Annotated in this window: 16 protein-coding genes and 1 other RNA gene; 5 read left to right on the forward strand and 12 right to left on the reverse strand. The window is 69.2% G+C overall.

Going from position 1 to position 18,072, the window contains the following annotated elements:
• Positions 1 to 40: 40 nt before the first annotated feature.
• From dksA to AC3EF3_RS14100, 3 genes are all read right to left on the reverse strand, one after another.
• Entirely contained in the window at positions 41 to 880 is an 840-nt protein-coding gene (gene dksA, locus AC3EF3_RS14090; protein ID WP_488533796.1) for an RNA polymerase-binding protein DksA, read from the reverse strand.
• A 458-nt stretch (positions 881 to 1,338) separates the two neighbouring features.
• A complete protein-coding gene (locus AC3EF3_RS14095) occupies positions 1,339 to 2,379 on the reverse strand; it encodes a CobW family GTP-binding protein (RefSeq protein WP_488532776.1) in 1,041 nt (346 codons plus the stop codon).
• An 11-nt stretch (positions 2,380 to 2,390) separates the two neighbouring features.
• Entirely contained in the window at positions 2,391 to 3,575 is a 1,185-nt protein-coding gene (locus AC3EF3_RS14100; protein ID WP_488532777.1) for a class I SAM-dependent rRNA methyltransferase, read from the reverse strand.
• Between the two features lie 33 nt (positions 3,576 to 3,608).
• Here AC3EF3_RS14100 and AC3EF3_RS14105 point away from each other — a divergent pair, with 33 nt between their 5' ends.
• On the forward strand, positions 3,609 to 5,297 hold the full coding sequence (locus tag AC3EF3_RS14105) for a sensor domain-containing diguanylate cyclase (protein WP_488532778.1): 1,689 nt from the start codon (positions 3,609 to 3,611) through the stop codon (positions 5,295 to 5,297).
• Between the two features lie 2 nt (positions 5,298 to 5,299).
• On the opposite strand, the gene AC3EF3_RS14110 is transcribed toward AC3EF3_RS14105, so the two are convergent.
• The 3 genes from AC3EF3_RS14110 to dapF are packed head-to-tail and all read right to left on the reverse strand — an operon-like array spanning position 5,300 to position 7,780.
• Positions 5,300 to 6,214, reverse strand: coding sequence for a tyrosine recombinase XerC (locus AC3EF3_RS14110; RefSeq protein WP_488532779.1), 915 nt, complete (start codon positions 6,212 to 6,214; stop codon positions 5,300 to 5,302).
• A 4-nt stretch (positions 6,215 to 6,218) separates the two neighbouring features.
• A complete protein-coding gene (locus tag AC3EF3_RS14115) occupies positions 6,219 to 6,911 on the reverse strand; it encodes a DUF484 family protein (protein ID WP_488532780.1) in 693 nt (230 codons plus the stop codon).
• The gene (dapF, locus tag AC3EF3_RS14120) at positions 6,908 to 7,780 is read right to left on the reverse strand and encodes a diaminopimelate epimerase (protein ID WP_488532781.1); all 873 of its coding nucleotides are present in this window, start codon (positions 7,778 to 7,780) and stop codon (positions 6,908 to 6,910) included. Before dapF ends, AC3EF3_RS14115 begins: the two co-directional genes overlap by 4 nt.
• Positions 7,781 to 7,827: 47 nt before the next feature.
• Here dapF and AC3EF3_RS14125 point away from each other — a divergent pair, with 47 nt between their 5' ends.
• From AC3EF3_RS14125 to AC3EF3_RS14135, 3 genes are read left to right on the forward strand one after another with little or no spacing between them, the layout of a single operon-like run.
• Positions 7,828 to 9,306, forward strand: coding sequence for an MBL fold metallo-hydrolase (locus tag AC3EF3_RS14125; protein ID WP_488532782.1), 1,479 nt, complete (start codon positions 7,828 to 7,830; stop codon positions 9,304 to 9,306).
• Positions 9,307 to 9,346: 40 nt separating this feature from the next.
• Positions 9,347 to 10,567 carry a YjgN family protein gene (locus AC3EF3_RS14130; protein ID WP_488532783.1) on the forward strand — a complete coding sequence of 407 codons (1,221 nt, stop codon included), beginning with the start codon at positions 9,347 to 9,349 and terminating at the stop codon, positions 10,565 to 10,567.
• A gap of 7 nt (positions 10,568 to 10,574) precedes the next feature.
• On the forward strand, positions 10,575 to 11,663 hold the full coding sequence (locus AC3EF3_RS14135) for a M48 family metallopeptidase (protein ID WP_488532784.1): 1,089 nt from the start codon (positions 10,575 to 10,577) through the stop codon (positions 11,661 to 11,663).
• A gap of 10 nt (positions 11,664 to 11,673) precedes the next feature.
• On the opposite strand, the gene AC3EF3_RS14140 is transcribed toward AC3EF3_RS14135, so the two are convergent.
• The 3 genes from AC3EF3_RS14140 to rnpB all read right to left on the reverse strand — a co-directional run bounded on the left by AC3EF3_RS14140 (position 11,674) and on the right by rnpB (position 14,241).
• The gene (locus AC3EF3_RS14140; RefSeq protein WP_488532785.1) at positions 11,674 to 12,876 is read right to left on the reverse strand and encodes a M23 family metallopeptidase; all 1,203 of its coding nucleotides are present in this window, start codon (positions 12,874 to 12,876) and stop codon (positions 11,674 to 11,676) included.
• An 11-nt stretch (positions 12,877 to 12,887) separates the two neighbouring features.
• Complete coding sequence (locus AC3EF3_RS14145) at positions 12,888 to 13,877, reverse strand: zinc-dependent alcohol dehydrogenase family protein (protein ID WP_488533797.1); 990 nt, start codon at positions 13,875 to 13,877, stop codon at positions 12,888 to 12,890.
• A 47-nt stretch (positions 13,878 to 13,924) separates the two neighbouring features.
• Positions 13,925 to 14,241: RNase P RNA component class A (gene rnpB, locus AC3EF3_RS14150), an RNA gene on the reverse strand.
• A gap of 57 nt (positions 14,242 to 14,298) precedes the next feature.
• Between rnpB and AC3EF3_RS14155 the strand changes: the two genes are divergently transcribed.
• A complete protein-coding gene (locus AC3EF3_RS14155; RefSeq protein ID WP_488532786.1) occupies positions 14,299 to 15,951 on the forward strand; it encodes an NAD(P)/FAD-dependent oxidoreductase in 1,653 nt (550 codons plus the stop codon).
• Here the strand turns inward: AC3EF3_RS14155 and AC3EF3_RS14160 are convergent.
• From AC3EF3_RS14160 to AC3EF3_RS14170, 3 genes are all read right to left on the reverse strand, one after another.
• Positions 15,948 to 16,313 carry a hypothetical protein gene (locus tag AC3EF3_RS14160; RefSeq protein WP_488532787.1) on the reverse strand — a complete coding sequence of 122 codons (366 nt, stop codon included), beginning with the start codon at positions 16,311 to 16,313 and terminating at the stop codon, positions 15,948 to 15,950. The two genes, AC3EF3_RS14155 and AC3EF3_RS14160, sit on opposite strands and share 4 nt — an antisense overlap.
• A gap of 98 nt (positions 16,314 to 16,411) precedes the next feature.
• On the reverse strand, positions 16,412 to 17,281 hold the full coding sequence (gene htpX / locus AC3EF3_RS14165; RefSeq protein WP_488532788.1) for a protease HtpX: 870 nt from the start codon (positions 17,279 to 17,281) through the stop codon (positions 16,412 to 16,414).
• Positions 17,282 to 17,340: 59 nt separating this feature from the next.
• Positions 17,341 to 18,066 (reverse strand): DUF3025 domain-containing protein, encoded by a 726-nt coding sequence (locus tag AC3EF3_RS14170; protein WP_488532789.1) that lies wholly within the window; start codon positions 18,064 to 18,066, stop codon positions 17,341 to 17,343.
• Positions 18,067 to 18,072: the final 6 nt, after the last annotated feature.

The following is an 18,072-nucleotide window of genomic DNA, read 5'->3' on the forward strand; positions in this document are numbered from 1 at the left end:
TGCGGATGGAGGTACTGCGGGAGTGCGGGACGCCGGGGGATCAGTCCCCGAACATCTTCTGCTTCAACTCGCGGCGCTGCTGCGCCTCGAGCGACAAGGTGGCGGTCGGGCGCGCGAGCAGGCGGCCCACGCCGATCGGCTCGCCGGTCTCGTCGCAGTAGCCATAGTCGCCCGCATCGATGCGCGCGATCGACTGCTCGATCTTCTTCAGCAGCTTGCGCTCGCGGTCGCGCGTGCGCAGCTCCAGCGCGTGTTCTTCCTCGATGGTGGCGCGGTCGGCCGGGTCCGGCACGATCACCGTGTCCTCGCGCAGGTGCTCGGTCGTTTCGCCGGCGCTGTTGAGGATGTCCTCTTTCAGCTTCAACAGCTTCAGGCGGAAGAACGCCATCTGCTTGTCGTTCATGTACTCCGAGTCGGGCATCGCGAGGACTTCCTCGTCGGTGAGCTCCTCGGCCGTCTTCGCCTTCCAGTTGTTGGCGAGCTTCGGGTCTTTCTTGATCGCTACCAGGGGCGGCGGGTTCAGCACGGGGGACATCGTTTGGGTGTAACTTGCTTTCGGGGCGGTCGAGGCGGACACGGTTTGCGCCATCGAGGGCACCGTGATCTGCGCAAGCCGCGCCGAGGGTTTCGTGGCCCGTGCCGGCTCGGCGCTCGCCGCCTGTCGGGGCGGCATGGCGCGCGAGGGCGCCGTCACGGGTGCGGGGGCTGGCGCCGGGGCGCTCGCCTTCGTCGTTTTTGCGGGAGTCGCCTTCGGCTGGGGCTTCGCAACGGCTTTCACCGCTGGTTTGGCCTTGGGCGCCGGCGCCGCCTTCTTTGCCGCCTTCTTTGCCGCAGGCTTGGCCGCCTTGGCAGGTGCTTTCTTCGCTGGAGTTTTCTTCACGGGGGCCTTGGCCGCGGGCTTCTTGGCCGCCGCTTTCGCGGCCGGCCTGGCAGGCGCCTTCTTGGCCGCCGCCTTGCTCGCCGGTTTGGCCGCTTTGGTGGCTGCCTTGGCCGCCGGCTTGGCTTTCGCCGCCGGTTTGGCCTTGGCCTTGGGTTGAGGCTTCACTTCCCGTCTCCTCGCATCCGCGCCCACGGCATGGAGATGCCGCCCGTCCGCGGTGTTTCCTCTTGGTTGCGACCGATCGCGTTCATCAGCGCGAGTTATACCCCGATTGCCCTCGGACCGGCCCTCACGGTTGGGGTTTTCACCCTCGGCCCGCGCCGACAGCCCGCCAAAGGGCAAGGCCATCAGTTGCAGAATCGAGACAATCATCGGGCCCGCCCTCACTTCTTTTTGGAAGGCGCTAGCCTACAGCAAAAGAGCGGGCGTCCGAGCCCTTTTCTCGGCCTAGTCCAGGCTCAGGCCAGGCACTGCTGCAGGCCCTGCATGAAGATGTCGCGCGGCAGGTCGATCCCGATGAATACCATCTTGCTCACCCGGTCCTCCCCGGGCTGCCACTGCGGCCCCAGGTCGCTGCCCATGAGCTGGTGCACGCCCTGGAAGATCACCTTGCGCTCCGTGCCCTTCATGGAGAGCACGCCCTTGTAGCGCAGCATGCGCGGGCCGTAGATGTTCACGATCGCGCCGAGGAAGTCCTCGAGCTTCGCGGGATCGAAGGGGCGGTCCGCCTTGAACACGAAGCTCTTGACATCGTCGTCCACGTGGTGATGGTGCGGATGGTCGCAGTGCTCGCCATGCTCATGATCATGATCGTGCTCGTGATGCGCGTGTTCGTGCTCGTCTTCCTTCAGGAAGTCCGGGTCGATGTCCAGCTTCGCGTTCAGGTTGAAGCCGCGCAGGTCCAGGACCTCCGCGATCGGGACGTCGCCGAAATGCACCGGCTTCATCGGCGCGCGCGGGTTCATGTGCTTCAGGCGGTGGATCAGGGCATCCACTTCGTCCTTGGCGACGAGGTCGGTCTTGCTGATGAAGATCTGGTCGGCGAAGCCCACCTGCCGGCGCGCCTCCTGCCGCTCATCGAGCTGCCGGTCCGCGTGCTTGGCGTCCACCAGCGTGATGATCGAGTCGAGCAGGTAGGTCTCGGCGATCTCGTCATCCATGAAGAAGGTCTGGGCGACCGGGCCGGGGTCCGCCAGGCCCGTCGTCTCGATCACCACGCGCTCGAAATCGAGCATGCCCTTGCGCTTCTTGGCGGCGAGCAGCTGCAAGGTGGCGCGCAGGTCTTCGCGGATCGTGCAGCAGATGCAGCCGTTGCTCATCTGCACGATCTGCTCCTTCGTGTCGGTCACGAGGATGTCGCTGTCGATGTTCTCCTCGCCGAACTCGTTCTCGATCACGGCGATCTTCTGCCCGTGGGATTCCTCGAGCACGCGCTTGAGGAGGGTCGTCTTGCCCGAGCCGAGGAAGCCCGTGAGGATGGTGGCGGGAATGAGGCTCATGGTGCGGAAGTTTAGGCTTTTCGCAATATCACAAGGCCCTTGAGGTATTCCCCTTCCGGGAAGGCGAGCGTCATCGGGTGGTCGGGGGCGCCGCCGAGCCGCTCGGCGATGTAGCCGTCCACGCGCGCGTCCGTGCCCGCCGAGGCGACGATCTTGTGGAACAGGTCGGCGCTGATGCCGCCGGAACACGAGTACGTGAACAGCACGCCGCCCGGCTCCAGGATCTTGAGCGCCAGCCGGTTGATGTCCTTGTACGCCCGCGCCGCCCGCTCGGCATGCGCGGCCGTGGGCGCGAGCTTGGGCGGGTCGAGCACGATCGCATCGAACGTGCGCCCCTCCTCGCCGAAGCGGCGCAGCGACGCGTTGACGTCGGCGTCGATGAAGTCGACCCGCGACGCTTCGAAGCTGTTCAGCGCGACGTGCGCGCGGGCGCGCTCCAGGGCCGGGCCCGACGAGTCGATCGAGGTCACGTGCGCCGCGCCGCCCGCCAGGGCCGCGATGCTGAAGCCGCCGGTGTAGCAATAGCAATTGAGCACGCGCCGGAACTTCAGGCGCTGCGTGTAGTCGGCGAACTTGCGGCGGCTGTCGCGCTGGTCGAGGTAGAAGCCGGTCTTGTGGCCGGTGGCAACGTCCAGCGTGAATGTCCAGGAGTGTTCGCGGATCGTGACCCCGGTCGGCCCCTCCCCGCGCAGCCAGCCCGTCGCGGGCGCCAGGCCCTCGAGCGAGCGGGCGCTGGTGTCCGAGCGCTCGTAGATCTTCGCGAGGCCCGTCGCGGCCAGCAGCGCGTCGACGATCACGCCCTTCCAGCGCTCGGCGCCGGCCGACTGGAACTGCGCGACCAGCGTGTCGCCGTAGCGATCGACCACCAGGCCCGGCAGGCCGTCGGACTCGCCGTGGACCAGGCGCATGCCGTCGCTCGCGATCGCGAACCGCTCGCGCGCGCGCACCGCCTTCTGGCACAGGCCGGCGATGAAGCCCGCGTCGACGCGCTGCTTCTCGTCGAAGCTCCATGCGCGAGCGCGGATCTTGGAGTGCGGGCTGAATGCCGCCCAGGCGAGGAATTCGCCGTTGCCCGATTCGATGCGGACGGTCTCGCCCGGGTCGCCGCCGCCGCGCGCGACGGCCGAATCGAAGATCCAAGGATGTTGTCGCAGGAGCGACCGCTCCTTGCCTTCCCTGAGTCGAATGGTCTTCATTGGCGTTATTCTCGGGCCAAGGAGTCGGAGGAGATGCGAAACGCGCTGCGCTGCTGGATGCTCGCGGCCATGCTGGGCATGGTGGCCATCGGCTGCGCGCATGCGGCGCCCACGTTGCAACTGGACAACGCCCACCAGCCGGTGTCGCTGGGCGAGTCAGGCCTGGCCTGGGTCGATCCCGAGGGCCGCGCGACCCCCGAGGACGTGGCCGACGGTTCCGCCGTGCACTGGAGCCCCACCCAGGAGGGCACGATCTACCGCCTTTCGACCCGCAAGACCCTCTGGCTGCGATTCACGGTGGCGGTTCCGGGGACGGAGCGCTGGTACCTGCAGGTGCCTTATCCCTCGGTCGACCAGGTCACGTTGTACAGCCTCGAAGGCGGCGGCGGATGGGGCGACGCCGCCGGCGACAGGATCGCCGTGGAGCAATGGCCGGTGCCCCACCGCTTCCCCCTGTTGCCGCTGGGAGCCGGCACGCAGGAGTACCTGGTGCGGGTGCAGAACACCCACAGCTTCAGCGCGCCGATCGAGTTCGTGAGCGAAAGCCACCTGCTGCGCGACGCGCAGCAGACCTCGCTCGTCCTGGGCATCTACTTCGGGCTGGCGGGGCTGGCGGTCGTGCTGGCCGCGCTCAGCGCCATTTCGCTGCGGGACCGTTCGTACGGCCTGTATGCCCTCAGCGTGGCCCTGATGGCGGTCACGCAGGCCTCGCTCACCGGCGTGGCGGGGCTGGACCTGTGGCCGCAGTGGCCGCGGTGGAACGACTACTCGGCGCTCGCGCTGCCGGTCGTTGCCGTGGGCTCGCTCCAGTGGTTCTTCTCCGAGGTGGTCTCGATGCCGCAGCGGTCGCGGCTGTTCCATTTCGTGCTGCTCGCCTCGGGGTTCCTGTCGATTGCCGCGGCCGCGGGCATTGCCTTGGTCGAACCGTCCTTGCGCATCCGCCTCATGGTGTCGTACATCGCCGCGTCGGGCACGCTGGGGCTCGCGGCGGTGATCTGGGCCGCTCGCCGCGGTGACCGCTGGGCCGGCTGGCTGCTCGCGGCTTCGCTGCCCGTGGCGATCGGCTCGATCTTCCCGCTGGCGCGTACCGCCGGCCTGATCCCGATCGGCTTCTGGAGCACGCATGGCATGCAGCTCGGCATGGTCCTGGAGCTGCCGCTGGTGCTGCTGATCCTGATCCTGCGCAGCCAGCACAAGCGCGAACACATCCGCCGCATCCACGGTTTCGACAAGCTGGATCCGGCCACCGGCCTGGTCAACGCGATCATGTTCGAGCAGGGCCTGGGACGCATGATGGCGCGCTCGTCCAGGCTGAAGTACCAGAGCGCCGTGCTCGTGATCGACATCGTCAACGCGGACCCCATCCGCCGCATGTACGGACCGCGCTCGGCGGAGGAACTGCCCCTGCAGGTGGCCGGCCGCCTGCTCGCCGCCGCCCGCGACATCGACGCCGTCGCCCGCCTGGGCGAACTGCGCTTCGGCATGCTGATCGAAGGCCCGCTCACGGTGGAAGATGCGGCATCCGAAGGGCCGCGCATCGTCGCACGCTGCCTGATGCCGTTCAAGAACAAGCCGCTCGACTGGGTGGCGCAGGTGCGCGTCGCGCAGACCATCGTCCCCACGCAGCGCGCCGATGCGAGGCAGGTGGTCGAGCGGCTCGAGGCCCTGCTCGCGAACGTCTCGCCCGAGAGCAAGCGGGCCGTCTTTACCCTGACTTCCTGAGGCTACTTCTTGCGTTGCGCCCGCGGATGCGCGGCGTCGTACGCCTTGGCGAGATGCTGGAAATCCAGCCGCGTGTAGACCTGCGTGGTCGTGATGTTCGCGTGCCCGAGCAGCTCCTGCACCGCCCGCAGGTCGCCGCTCGATTGCAGGACGTGGCTCGCGAACGAGTGCCGCAACATGTGCGGGTGCACGGGCGTGGCGAGTCCCGCGACCAGGCTGCGGCGCTTCAGGCGCTGCCAGATGCTCTGCGCCGTGAGGCGCGTGCCGTGCCGGCCGACGAAGAGCGCCGGCGATTCGTGCGGGCCCCGCACGGCCAGCCACTCGCGCAGCGCCTGCGCGGCCTTGGCGCCCACCGGCATGCTGCGCCGCTTGCTGCCCTTGCCGAGAACGTGCGCCTCACCCGCTTCCAGGTCAACCCAGCCGCGAGCTTGCGCGCTGGCCGCGATGTCGAGCCCGACGAGTTCGCCCACCCGCATGCCGCAGCCGTACAGCAGTTCCACCATCGCCGCGTCGCGCGCCTCCAGCCAGGGATCGGCCCTGGCATCCTGGAATTCCGCGAGCTGGACGGCGTCGTCGACGCTCAGCGCCTTCGGCAGCGGCTTGGGCGCCTTGGGGGCGCGCACGTCGACCACGGGATTGCTGGCAATCAGCCCCTGTTTGCCGAGCCACGCATAGAAGCCGCGCCAGCCCGAGAGGATCAGCGCGATGCCGCGCCCGCTGCGGCCCGCGCCGTGCATCTGCGCGACCCAGCGGCGCACATGCGCGTTCTGCACGCGCAGCAGATCGATGGCTGCGGCGGTCGCGTTCTCCTGGAGCTTCCGCAGGTCGAGTGCATAGAGTTCGACCGTGCGCTGCGCCAGGCGCTTTTCGACACGCACATGCTCGAGATAGCGCTCGACCAGTGCGTTGTCGCCCACCGTGTCAGCCCTTGCGCAACCGCGACAGCGCGGCGCTCGAGAGGTCGGCGATGCGCTCGAGGAAGTCCGTGCCCATGCCGCTCGCGAAACGCTGCGGATCGGGCGAGGCCAGCACCAGCATGCCGAACGCGGGGCTGGCCGAGCCGGCGGCGCCATCGCGCAGCGGAATCAGCGCGACCGACATCGCCGTCGCCGGGTCCTGCAGCCACTGAACCGCCTCGAAGCCGGAGTTCACGCCGCAGTAAGGCTGCGTGAGCGACGAAGCGAAGCTTTTCGCGTCCTCGCCGACTCCCTGGGCGAAAGATTCGCTGCCGTACTTCGCGTCGACATCCCAGACCTTGATGGCCACCTGCGGCACCATGAACTGCGACTGGATCTCGGCGGCGATCGTCGCCGGCAGTGCCCGACCCGACTGCACCGTGAACAGGTTGCGCGACCAGCGCTGCAGGCGATCGGCGATGATCATGTTCTCGTTGCCGTGCCGCACCATGTCCATGATGCGGTGTTCCAGCGCCTTGATCTTCTCGCGCAACATCTCCGCCTGCCGCTCCTGCAGGCTCACGGCGCGATTGCCGTGGGGGCTGGTGAGCTGAACGGCCGCGAGCATCTGCGCATGGCGCTCGAAGAAGTCCGGCGTGTTCGCGAGGTAGTTCGCGATGTCGTCCTCGGTGATCGGGTTCATGGTGTTCTCGTTCATGGTGTGTCGGGGACCTCGATCTCGCCTTCGAACACGGTGACGGCCGGCCCGGTCATGAAGACGGCGCCCTGCCCATCCCACTCGATCGTGAGCAGGCCGCCGCGCGTCTCGACATCGACCTTGCGATCGAGCTTGCCGAGGCGGATGCCGGCCACCACGGCCGCGCACGCGCCGGTGCCGCAGGCCAGCGTCTCGCCCGCGCCGCGTTCCCACACGCGCAGGCGGATGCGCGTGCGGTCCTCGATCTGCATGAAGCCCGCATTGACGCGCTTGGGAAAGCGCGGATGGTTTTCGATCGCCGGGCCCTGAATGCGTACTGGCGCCGCGTCGACATCGGGCACTTCCTGCACGGCATGCGGGTTGCCCATCGACAGGACAGCCACCGAGACGATCGGAGAGCCGGGGCTGGTGCCCAGCGCCAGGTGCCACTGCTCCCAGGGACCGGACTTGTGCGCCGTCAGCCCCGAGGCATCGAACGGTACTTGCGGCAAGTCGAACACCGGCGGGCCCATGTCCACGGTCACGCGGCCGTCGGGATTCAGACGCGGCTCGATCACCCCGGAGAGCGTGCGCACGCGCACCTGGTCCTTCTGCGTGAGGCCCTTCTCGCGCACGTAGCGCACGAAGCAGCGCGCGCCGTTGCCGCACTGCTCCACCTCGCCGCCATCGGCGTTGTGGATCACGTATTCGAAGTCGAGCCCCGCGCCGGGCGAAGGCCGCACCGACAGCACCTGGTCGGCGCCGACACCGAAGTGCCGGTCGGCCAGCCACTTGTATTGCGCGGGCTTCAGGCCCAGCGGCCCCCGGGTCTCGTCGAGCACGACGAAGTCGTTGCCCGCGCCCTGCATCTTGGTGAAGCGAATGCGCATGGGGTGATTATCGAAGAGATTTCGCATGCAGGCCCATAATCTTCCGCATGGTCCGAGCCACCCAGTTGCTGCATCCCCAGCGCGAGCCCGCCCCGACGCGGCCGGCCGCGACCGTCCTGCTGCTGCGCGACACGCCGCAGGGCCTCGAAGTGCTGATGACGCGCCGGTCGGCCACGGCGAGCTTCGCGCCCGGCGCGTACGTCTTTCCGGGCGGCGTGATGGAGCCGGGGGAGACGCCCGCGGCGGCGGCCGTGCGCGAGAGCTTCGAGGAGCTCGGCCTCACGCTCGATGCGAGCCGCCTGTTCGTGCTCGCGCACTGGATCACCGACCGCGACCTGCCGCGCCGCTTCGACGTTTCGTTCCTGGTCGCCCGCATGCCGGAAGGCCAGGTGCCGGTCGCCGACGAGGCGGAGCAGTTCGAACCCGTGTGGGTGCGCCCGGCCGATGCGCTCAAGCGTCATGAGCAAGGCAGCTTCTTCATGATCTTCCCGACCATCCGCACGCTGGAGCGGCTGGCGAAGTTCGCCAAGGTCGACGACGTGCTCGCCGCCTGCGCCGGCGAGAAGCCGCTGTGGAGCAGCTGCCCGCGCGCGGGATTCCTGAAAGGCGCGGACGCACGCTTCATGGAGCACGACATGGCCTATGGCGAGCTCGCGCTCGTCAGCCCCGACGGCCAGCTCGTGCACCACCTCGACTGGCGCGCCGACCAGCCGGTGCCGCTGCTGAAGAACGTCACGCGCGTGACGGCGCCCAACCCCGGTGTGATGACCGGCCCCGGCACCAACAGCTATCTCGTGGGCGATCCGGCCACGGGTTACATCGCGATCGATCCGGGGCCTCACGATCCCGAACACATCGAGCGCCTGTGGCGCACCGCGGGCGGCGACATCCGCCTGATCGTGTGTACGCACTCGCACCCGGACCATTCGCCGGGGGCGCGGCCTTTGCAGGCGCTGTGCGCGAAGAAGCCGCCCATCCTGGGACAGGCGTCGAAACCGACCGCGCGTCCCGCCAGCAAGTTCCGGCCCGACCGGGAGCTTGCCGACGGCGAGGAGGTGTTCGTCGAGGGTGGCGGCGTGCGCCACACGCTGCGCGCGATCCACACGCCCGGCCATGCCGCCAACCACACCTGCCTCGTGCTCGTGGAGGATGCCCTGCTCTTCTCGGGCGACCACATCCTGAACGGCAGCACCACGGTGATCGACCCACCCGACGGCGATATGACGGCCTACCTCGAGTCGCTGGACAAGCTCGCGGCCGCCTGCGCGCAGGACGGCATCGAGTTCATCCTGCCCGCGCACGGCTGGGTGCTCGGCTTCGCGCCCCTAGCGATCGCGCACCTGAAGGCACACCGCCTGCAGCGAGAGGCGAAGATCGTCGCCGCAATGCGCGCGAAGCCGGCCGGTTCGATGGAGGAATGGGTGGAGCTCGCCTACGACGACGTGCCCCCGCGCATGTGGCCGGTGGCACAGCGCTCGCTGCTGGCGCACGTGCAGCGGATCGAGTCGCTCGGACTCGCAGCCTAGCGGCTAAACTGGTCCCGACTCTGAGGGGAGGACGGGAAAGATGAATACGAACCAGCCGCGGGCCGGTATCGAGGCCTTCGAATTGCGCTTCACCGGCACCGGTGGCGAATATTTCCGCGTGTGGATCGTGAACGTGCTGCTCACGATCGTGACCCTGGGCCTTTACACGCCGTTCGCGCGCCGCCGCACCGCGCAGTATTTCTTCGGCCACACCGACGTGGCCGGCAGCCCGCTGGAGTTCACCGCGCAGCAGCGCAAGATGGTGTTCGGCTTCCTGATCCTCGTCGCGCTGTACGCGGCGTTCAAGATCGCCGCCGGGACCGGGCAGGACACGGCCGCCTCCCTGTTGATGCTGGCCGGCGCGGCGATGGCGCCCTACTTCTGGGCGAGCGGCATGCGCTTTCGCCTGAGCGCCACGCGCTGGCGCGGGCTGCGCCTGCAGTTCTCGCCCACCTGGGGCGAGGTCTACAAGGCGAGCTGGCCGGTGTTCGGCATTGCGGCCGTCTGGATCGCCATCACCTTCGCGTTCGGCGCGATGCTCGGCCCCCTGCCGGACGCAGCGCCCGGCCGCGCACCGCGGCTGCCGCACGTGCCCGCCGTGCTCTGGCTGCTCGCAGCCGCGGGGCTCGTCATCACCATCCTGTGCGTGGTCCGGCTCGAATACAACTACAAGAGCCTGCTGGTGCTGCGCGCGCACATCGGCGGCGAGACCGGCCGCTGGAAACCCGTGTATGCGGACTTCGTGCGCATCTGGATGGCCACGATCGCCGTGTTCGCGGTGTCCATGGTCGTGGTGATCGCGCTGCTCACGGGCCTGTTCCTGGCGCTGGCGGGCAGTGGGGGCGGCCTGCGCGGCGCGGCGCCGGATTCGGGGAAGATCGCCATGTTGTTCGTGCTGATCCCGCTCGCCATCCTCTTCGCGCTGATCCTGGGCTCCTCGCCCGCGCGCGCCTACCGCGAGGCGCGCATGTTCCAGCTCGTGTGGAACAACGTCGGCGTGAGCCGCATCGCGCGGTTCAGGTGCAAGCTGAAGCCGTGGCGTTACGTCGGCGTGCGCGTGCGCAACATCGTGCTCACACTCGTCACGCTCGGGTTCTGGCGCCCCTTCGCCCGCGTGAGCGAGCATCGCATGAAGACGGAATCGGTCACGCTGCACGTGAAGGGCGGCCTGGACCAGCTCGCGGGGCAGCTCGCGCGCCAGCAGCAAGGCGGCGTGGGCGACGCGATCGCCGATGCGGTCGGCCTGGACCTCGTCGGCTGACGCGCGCATGACGGCAACGCCCATCCGCGGACGCTGGTTCGACGGCCGCAGCAGCCAGGCGCGGCCGGTGCTCGTCGCGCTCGCAGCCGCGAAGGGCGGCCCCGAGCTCACCGTCACCGCCATCGACGGCAGGGCGCGCCAAGCGACGTTCGCGGCGCGCGACATCGAATGGCCCGAGGCCTGGAGCGCCGGGCGGTCACCGCGCACTGTCACCGTCGACCTGCACGAGGCCGGCGTGCTCGAGATCGACGATCCCGCCGCATGGCGCGCCGAATTCGACGCCGCGGGCGGACGGCCCACGCTTGCCCAGCGCATGCAGACACGCTGGCGGGTGTTCGTCATCGTGCTGGCCGCGGCGGCGATGGGTCTGTGGGCCTTCTACCGCTGGGGCACGCCGTGGGCGGCGACCCAGCTCACGCGCGAAGTGCCGCTGGCCTGGGAAGTCGGCCTGGCCCAGCGCGCGATGGGCGATCTGGACGCAAGCTGGCTCAAGCCGAGCCGGCTGCCGACGGAACGCCAGCAGCAACTGCGCGCACGGTTCGACGACCTCGTGCGCGGCGTCGATCCGGGCCTGCAACGCTATCGCGGCTACGCACCGCCGTACTCGCTGCAGTTCCGCTCGGGCATGCCGGCCAACGCGTTCGCGCTGCCGGGCGGCACCATCGTGATGACCGACGCGATCGTCGAGGAGGCGCAACGGCTAGCACGGCCCGACGACGCGCTGCTCGGCGTGCTCGCGCACGAGATCGGGCACGTGGTCCATCGCCACACGACGCGGCTTGTCGTGGAACAGGCCGTGCTGAACGTCGGGCTCGGGCTGGCGCTGGGCGATGTGTCGACCCTCGCGTCCGTGGCGGGCTCGGCACTGACGGGCCTCGCCTACCGCCGCGAACACGAGACCGAAGCCGACTGCTTCGCCGTCGCGTTGATGCGCAGGCAGGGCTTGCCGACCTCACCGATGGCGGACCTGCTGCTCGCGCTCGAACGCAGCGCCGGTGCGCGCGCGCCCCGGCTCGCGACCATGCTCAGCAGCCATCCCGCGACCGAGGAACGTGCGCTCGCGCTGAAGGCCGGCGGCGCCGCGACCTGCCGTTAAGAGCGGACGCTCATTTCCCTGTGCAGTCCTGCGCGCCCGCCGCCGCGGGAAATTCCACGACCGCATTCTCGACCGGCATCTCGTTGGCAACTTCCTGCGCCCCACCTGGCGGCTTCCAGCCGGTGCCGTCGGTGAGCACCTTCAGCGTCGGCACACGGCCCTGGATCGCGAAGCGCTCGAACACCATGGGCAGGCCTTCGGCCGCAAGCGGCGACGGCGCATCGACGATGTGCAGATGCAGGTGCGGCGCATCCGACTGGCCGGAATTGCCCAGCCGAGCGAGTACCTGCCCCCGGCGCACGCGGTCGCCGACCCGGACGCAGAGCGATCCCGGCTGCAGGTGCGCGTAGAACGCGTAGCGGCCGCCTCCGATGTCCAGGATGACGAAGTTGCCGCCGACGGTGGTGAGCGTGATCGGAACCGCCTTGGTGGAGGCGGTGGGGTCGTTTTCCGGGATGCCGTCCTGCACTTCGACCACGCGCCCGTCCGCGACCGCCAGGACCGCGGCGCCGTACGGCGACCAGTTGGCGTTGTTCGAGGGGTCACCGTGGAATACCTGGCCGTCCGCCGCGATGCGCGTCCAGTCGACGGCGAAGCGCTGGGCGATGCGCGCCCGCCCGTCGATCGCCAGCAGCGTGCGGCGGTGCGTGGATTCGTTGGACAGGCCGTGCAGCGCCAGCCAGCCCGGTCCGGCCAGCGGCGGGCCGAGCGCTGCCGCGGTCGCCCCCACCTCCACCACGCCGCCTTCGGAGATGCTCTGCACCGGCGCGTTCGGCGGCGTTACCGGCTGGAAGGTGAGGCGATGATGCAGGCGTTGGGGCGCCAAGGTCGACGCGGGAGCGACCACGTCGATGAAAGCCACGGCGCGCAGCCCAGGGCCGATCACACGCTTGCCGGCTGGCGCGGGCACACCGGGCCGCAGCAGCACACCCTCGAGCGCCTCGCCGGTGTAGGTTGCCAACACCGAACGGCCGTCGCCCGACAGGACGTCGATGCGCTCCAGCGTCAGCTCGGCGCGCCCGAAGTTGGTCATGTGCAGCTCGTAGACGAGGTGCTGCTTTCCCTCCGCGCTGATGGGCCGCGGCGGCGACGGCACGACCAGATCGACGGGAATGCCGGAGGGATGCGCTTGCTGGGCGCAGGCGGCCCAGGACAGGATGCCGGCCAGCAGAGCGATGGCCGCCGTCCGGCGTACCCGCGACGAAACAAGCATGGATGCCCTCTCTACGGCACGAGCACGGCCGCACCCCGGAGTGTGCCCGCCCGGACGGCGGCGATCGCCTCGTTCGCGTCGCGCAGCGCAAACGGCTGCACGTGCGTCGTCACCGGCGCGTCGACGAGCAGGCGAAAGAAGGATTCGCCGTCCTCGCGCGTGAGATTCGCGACGGACTTCAGTTCGCGCTCGCCCCACAGCAGCGAATACTCGAACGACGGGATCGGGCTCATGTGGATGCCACCGCAAACGACCGCTCCGCCCTTGCGCGTGACGGCGAGCGCCGCGGGCACGAGCGCGCCGGCGGGCGCGAAGATGAGGCTGGCATCGAGCTCTCGCGGCGGGGGTTCGTCGCTGGCCCCGGCCCACACGGCGCCGAGCTCGCGCGCGAAGGCCTGGCCCACCGCGTCGCCGCGCCGCGTGAACGCATGGACCTCCTGCCCCTGCGCGACGGCAAGCTGGCACACGATGTGCGCCGCCGCGCCGAAGCCCCAGAGGCCGATGCGCCTGGCTGCCGCGCCGCCGCCGATGCGCCAGGTGCGAAAGCCGATCAGGCCGGCGCACAGCAGCGGCGCGGCATGCAGGTCGTCGTAAGCAGGAGGCAGCGCGAAGCAGAAGCGCTCGTCGGCCGCGCAGTACTGCGCATAACCGCCGTCGCGGTCGTAGCCGGTGAACTGCGGCGCGTCGCACAGGTTCTCGCGCTGCATGCGGCAGAAGTCGCAATGGCCGCAGGTGTGGCCGAGCCAGGGAATGCCGATGCGATCGCCGGGCTCGAAGCGCGTCGCCGCGGAGCCCGCCGCGACCACTTCGCCCACCACCTCGTGCCCGGGCACCACGCCCGGCTTGTGCGGCGGCAGCTCGGCATCGATCACGTGCAGGTCGGTGCGGCACACGCCGCAGGCCAGCACGCGCACGAGCACGTCGCGCTCGCCCAGCTCGGGCAGCGGCTTGCGCACCGGCACCAGCCGGTGCGCGTCCGTGTCCGCGGCCATCGCGAGCATCGATTCGGGAAGCATGCGGAAATCGTACGCCGCATGCGATCGGAAAAGTGTGAAGTCCGCCGTACGCCGGATTCTGTGCACCCGTTGCCGGGCGTGACCGTCATTCCTCTGGGCCGGGGATCGCTCCGCCGGCTCGGTGCTACCTACCCGTGGACTCCGCGGGCCGCATCATCGTCCACCTATTTGGTATTGCTGCGCGTAGAGATTGCCCGTTTCACCCTTCGTGCCTTGCGGCGCGAAGACTCGTCTCTGTTGCTCTGATCCTCGCCTCACGGCGGACAGGAGTTACCTGCTACGCTGCCCTGTGCAGTCCGGACGTTCCTCCAGTGTTCTCGCGAACACCAGCGACGGCCTGGCGGGCTTCACGGGGGGTATTATCCCGCGCACTTCAATTGCGCGCTCGACACGCGCCGGAAGCCCCATGATCCGCATCTCCGAAATCAAGCTGCCCCTGGCCGAATTGCCGGCCGAGGAAGGCGTCCACCCCGAAGCGGCGCTGCGCGAAGCCGCGGCGCGCGTGCTGAAGGCGCCACCGTCGCAGATCACGCGGCTGCAAGTCTTCAAGCGCAGCTTCGACGCCCGCAAGGCCGAGCTCTTCGCGGTCTACATCGTCGACGTGGAAGTCGCCAGCGAAACGGCGCTGCTGGAACAGCTGGAGGGCACGCCGCACCTTGCGCGCACGCCCGACATGGCGTGGCGCCCGCCGGTGCTGGCCAAGGCCTCGCCCGCATCCCGGCCCGTCGTCGTCGGGTTCGGCCCCTGCGGCATCTTCGCGGCCCTGGTGCTCGCGCAGATGGGCTTTCGGCCGATCGTCCTCGAGCGCGGCAAGACCGTTCGCGAGCGCACCAAGGACACCTGGGGACTGTGGCGCAAGCGCGAGCTGCAGCCCGAGAGCAACGTGCAGTTCGGCGAAGGCGGCGCCGGGACGTTTTCCGACGGCAAACTCTACAGCCAGATCAAGGACCCGCGCCACCTCGGCCGCAAGGTGATGATGGAGTTCGTGAAGGCCGGGGCGCCCGAGGAAATCCTGTATGTGGCGCACCCGCACATCGGCACCTTCAAGCTGGTGAAAGTGGTCGAGAACATGCGCGAGGAAATCGTGCGGCTGGGCGGCGAGATCCGCTTCCAGCAGCGCGTGACCGACGTGCTCGTCGAAAGCGGCCAGGTGCGCGGCCTCACGGTGCTCGACCAGGCGACCGGCAGCGTGAGCGAGTTGCGCGCCGACCATGTCGTTCTGGCGCTGGGGCACAGCTCGCGCGACACCTTCGAGGCGCTGCACGCGCGCGGCGTGTACATGGAGGCCAAGCCCTTCTCGATCGGCTTTCGCATCGAGCATCCGCAAGGCGTGGTCGATCGCGCCCGCTGGGGCCGGCACGCGGGCCATCCGCTGCTGGGCGCAGCCGACTACAAGCTGGTGCACCACGCGAGCAACGGACGATCGGTCTACAGCTTCTGCATGTGTCCGGGCGGCACGGTGGTGGCCGCGACGTCGGAGCCGCAGCGCGTCGTCACCAACGGCATGAGCCAATATTCGCGCAACGAGCGCAATGCCAACGCCGGCATCGTCGTCGGCATCGAGCCCGAGCGCGACTACCCGGGCGGGCCGCTCGCGGGTGTCGTCCTGCAGCGCGAGCTCGAATCGCGCGCCTACGTGCTGGGGGGCGGGAACTACGATGCGCCGGGGCAGCTCGTGGGCGACTTCGTCGCGGGCCGGGCGTCGGGCGAGTTCGGCGGCGTGATCCCCTCGTACAAGCCGGGCGTGAAGCTGGGCGACCTGCACGCGGCCCTGCCCGCCTTCGCCATCGAGGCCATGCGCGAGGCGCTGCCCGCGTTCGGGCGCAAGCTGCGCGGGTTCGATATGCCCGACGCGGTGCTCACCGGCGTGGAGACGCGCACCTCGTCGCCCGTGCGCATCACGCGCGGGGAGGACTTCCAGAGCCTGAACGTGAAAGGCCTGTACCCCGCCGGCGAGGGGGCGGGCTACGCCGGCGGGATCCTGTCCGCGGGCGTGGACGGCATCAAGGTGGGCGAGGCGGTGGCGACCAGCCTCGCGGCATCAGCAGCAATGAACTAGTGACGTTCCCAGTGCCCGCCGTGCTGGACCCAGCCGTTCTGCCCGCGGTCCCAGCGGCGCGGCACCCAGTGGTAGCCCGGCCGCGGCGATTCCCAGCGACCGGGCGTCCAGACGTGGCGGCCGCCACTCCAGCCCCAGTAGCCGCCGATCCAGATCGCACCGGGGTACGGCGCGACACCGTAGGTTTCGGCCACGAGCGGCGGCGGCGCCGTCGGCGCGACCACCACCGGGCCTTGCGCGCCGTAGGCGTAACCAGGCGCGGCGTAGTACGGGTCGGCCGGATACACGACGCAACCGCCGAGCATCAGCAAGCCGGCCGCACCGACGGCTGCCGCGGCGATTCGAGAAGGATGAGCGCGCATGGAATCTCCCGCTTTCCAGGTTGGTTCACCTCCAACGGCGGGAGTGCCTGCGAGTTGACGCTGTCGTGTTGCTGTCGGGTAAAGATCAGGAGCCCGGTTTACGCGGTCTGCAGCGCGGCGATGCGTTCCTCGATGGGGGGATGGGTCGAAAACAGCTTGCCCACACCCGAGGTGATGCCCATGCTTTGCAGGCTCTTGGGCAGCTCGCCCGGCACCATGCCGCCCAGGCGCGCCAGGGCGTGGATCATCGGCTGCTTGTTGCCGAGCAGGACCGTCGAGCCGCGGTCGGCACGGAACTCGCGCTGGCGCGAGAACCACGCGACGATGATCGCCGCCAGGAATCCGAGCACGATGTCCAGCACGACGGTGGTGACGTAGTAGCCGATGCCGGGGCCGCGACGCTCGTCGCTGCGGCTGAGCCAGCCGTCGACCACGTAGCCGATCACGCGCGACAGGAACACGACGAAGGTGTTCATCACACCCTGGATGAGCGTCATGGTCACCATGTCGCCGTTCGCGACGTGCGAGATCTCGTGGCCGATCACCGCCTCCACCTCCTCGCGCGTCATGCCCTGCAGCAGGCCGGTGGACACCGCGACCAGCGCGCTGTTCTTGAACGCACCGGTCGCGAAGGCGTTGGGTTCGCCCTGGAAGACGCCGACCTCGGGCATGCCGATGCCGGCCTTGTCGGCGAGCTTGCGCACGGTGTTCACGATCCAGGCCTCGTCGGCGCCTTCGTTTCCGGTGATCACCTGCACGCCGGACGACCACTTGGCGATCGGCTTGGACATGAGCAGCGAGATGATCGCGCCGCCGAAACCCATCACGAACGCGAACGCGAGCAGCGCGCCGAAGTTCATGCCTTGCGCCGTCAGGTAGCGGTTGACGCCGAGCAGGGAAGCGACGATGCCCAGCACCACCACGACGGCGAGGTTGGTGACCAGGAACAGGAAGATGCGTTTGGCCAAGGATGTTTCTCCAAAGGGCAGTTCACCCCGCGGCCCAGATGGGGGCCCGATGCGGCCGTTCAAGGCGCGGGGCGGTGCCGGGGCTTGTTGTCGTGCGTTCTGCGCCCGGGCACCCGGAAAACCAGAGGATCATCATAGAAGGAAAAATCATCGTTGCCGGGGCACCAGAGCGGGATGCCCATCAGCGGCAGCGGCGCGAACGGCTTGTCCGCCAGGCGCGTCGCGGTGAAGGCCGGCTCGCCGCACCAGACATGCGCCGTGAGGTCCTTGCGCGGCGCGAGCAGCTTCTCCAGCAGCGCATGCCCGAAGATCACGAGCCGTGCCTCGCGCCAGAGCGGGCGCAGCTCCACGAACAGGCGCCGCCATTCGCGCGCGAGCAGCGCGTCCCACAGCGCTGGCGGCGCATCGAGGAACGCCCCGTTCTCGTCCAGCACGGTGATCGCATCACGCACGGGCCCGCGCTTGGCACCGATACCCGCGCGCGCGATCTCCTGTGCCTGCAGCTCGTTCAATCGCGACTTGAGCTGGGGGAACTTCAGCCATGCCAGCCCGTTGAAGAAGTCGTGCGCGTTCTCGCGCGTGGGGCAGGTGCGCGTGCGGAAGATGAAGCTCTCGTAGGTCTCGCTCTCCCGCAGTTCCGATTGAGGCACGAAGCGCACCGGCGCGCCCGCCGACACGTTGAGCGCCTCGGGCAAGGGTTGCCATTGCCACGCCCGCAACACGGGCTCGCCGACCTCGCGCCAAGGTTCGAACCAGGGCGCGGTCCAGTCGATGCCTTCGAGCATGGCGCC

This window comes from Ramlibacter sp. GS1-15 (assembly GCF_057785015.1).

Excerpts from the sequence above, each read along its gene's own strand:
- AC3EF3_RS14140 (WP_488532785.1), bottom strand. The coding sequence starts at position 12,876 with ATGCTTGTTTCGTCGCGGGTACGCCGGACGGCGGCCATCGCTCTGCTG.
- AC3EF3_RS14100 (WP_488532777.1), bottom strand. The coding sequence starts at position 3,575 with ATGAAGACCATTCGACTCAGGGAAGGCAAGGAGCGGTCGCTCCTGCGA.
- AC3EF3_RS14125 (WP_488532782.1), top strand. The coding sequence starts at position 7,828 with ATGGTCCGAGCCACCCAGTTGCTGCATCCCCAGCGCGAGCCCGCCCCG.
- AC3EF3_RS14105 (WP_488532778.1), top strand. The coding sequence starts at position 3,609 with ATGCGAAACGCGCTGCGCTGCTGGATGCTCGCGGCCATGCTGGGCATG.
- AC3EF3_RS14155 (WP_488532786.1), top strand. The coding sequence starts at position 14,299 with ATGATCCGCATCTCCGAAATCAAGCTGCCCCTGGCCGAATTGCCGGCC.
- AC3EF3_RS14130 (WP_488532783.1), top strand. The coding sequence starts at position 9,347 with ATGAATACGAACCAGCCGCGGGCCGGTATCGAGGCCTTCGAATTGCGC.
- dapF (WP_488532781.1), bottom strand. The coding sequence starts at position 7,780 with ATGCGCATTCGCTTCACCAAGATGCAGGGCGCGGGCAACGACTTCGTC.
- AC3EF3_RS14135 (WP_488532784.1), top strand. The coding sequence starts at position 10,575 with ATGACGGCAACGCCCATCCGCGGACGCTGGTTCGACGGCCGCAGCAGC.
- AC3EF3_RS14095 (WP_488532776.1), bottom strand. The coding sequence starts at position 2,379 with ATGAGCCTCATTCCCGCCACCATCCTCACGGGCTTCCTCGGCTCGGGC.
- AC3EF3_RS14145 (WP_488533797.1), bottom strand. The coding sequence starts at position 13,877 with ATGCTCGCGATGGCCGCGGACACGGACGCGCACCGGCTGGTGCCGGTG.
- AC3EF3_RS14160 (WP_488532787.1), bottom strand. The coding sequence starts at position 16,313 with ATGCGCGCTCATCCTTCTCGAATCGCCGCGGCAGCCGTCGGTGCGGCC.
- AC3EF3_RS14170 (WP_488532789.1), bottom strand. The coding sequence starts at position 18,066 with ATGCTCGAAGGCATCGACTGGACCGCGCCCTGGTTCGAACCTTGGCGC.
- AC3EF3_RS14115 (WP_488532780.1), bottom strand. The coding sequence starts at position 6,911 with ATGAACGAGAACACCATGAACCCGATCACCGAGGACGACATCGCGAAC.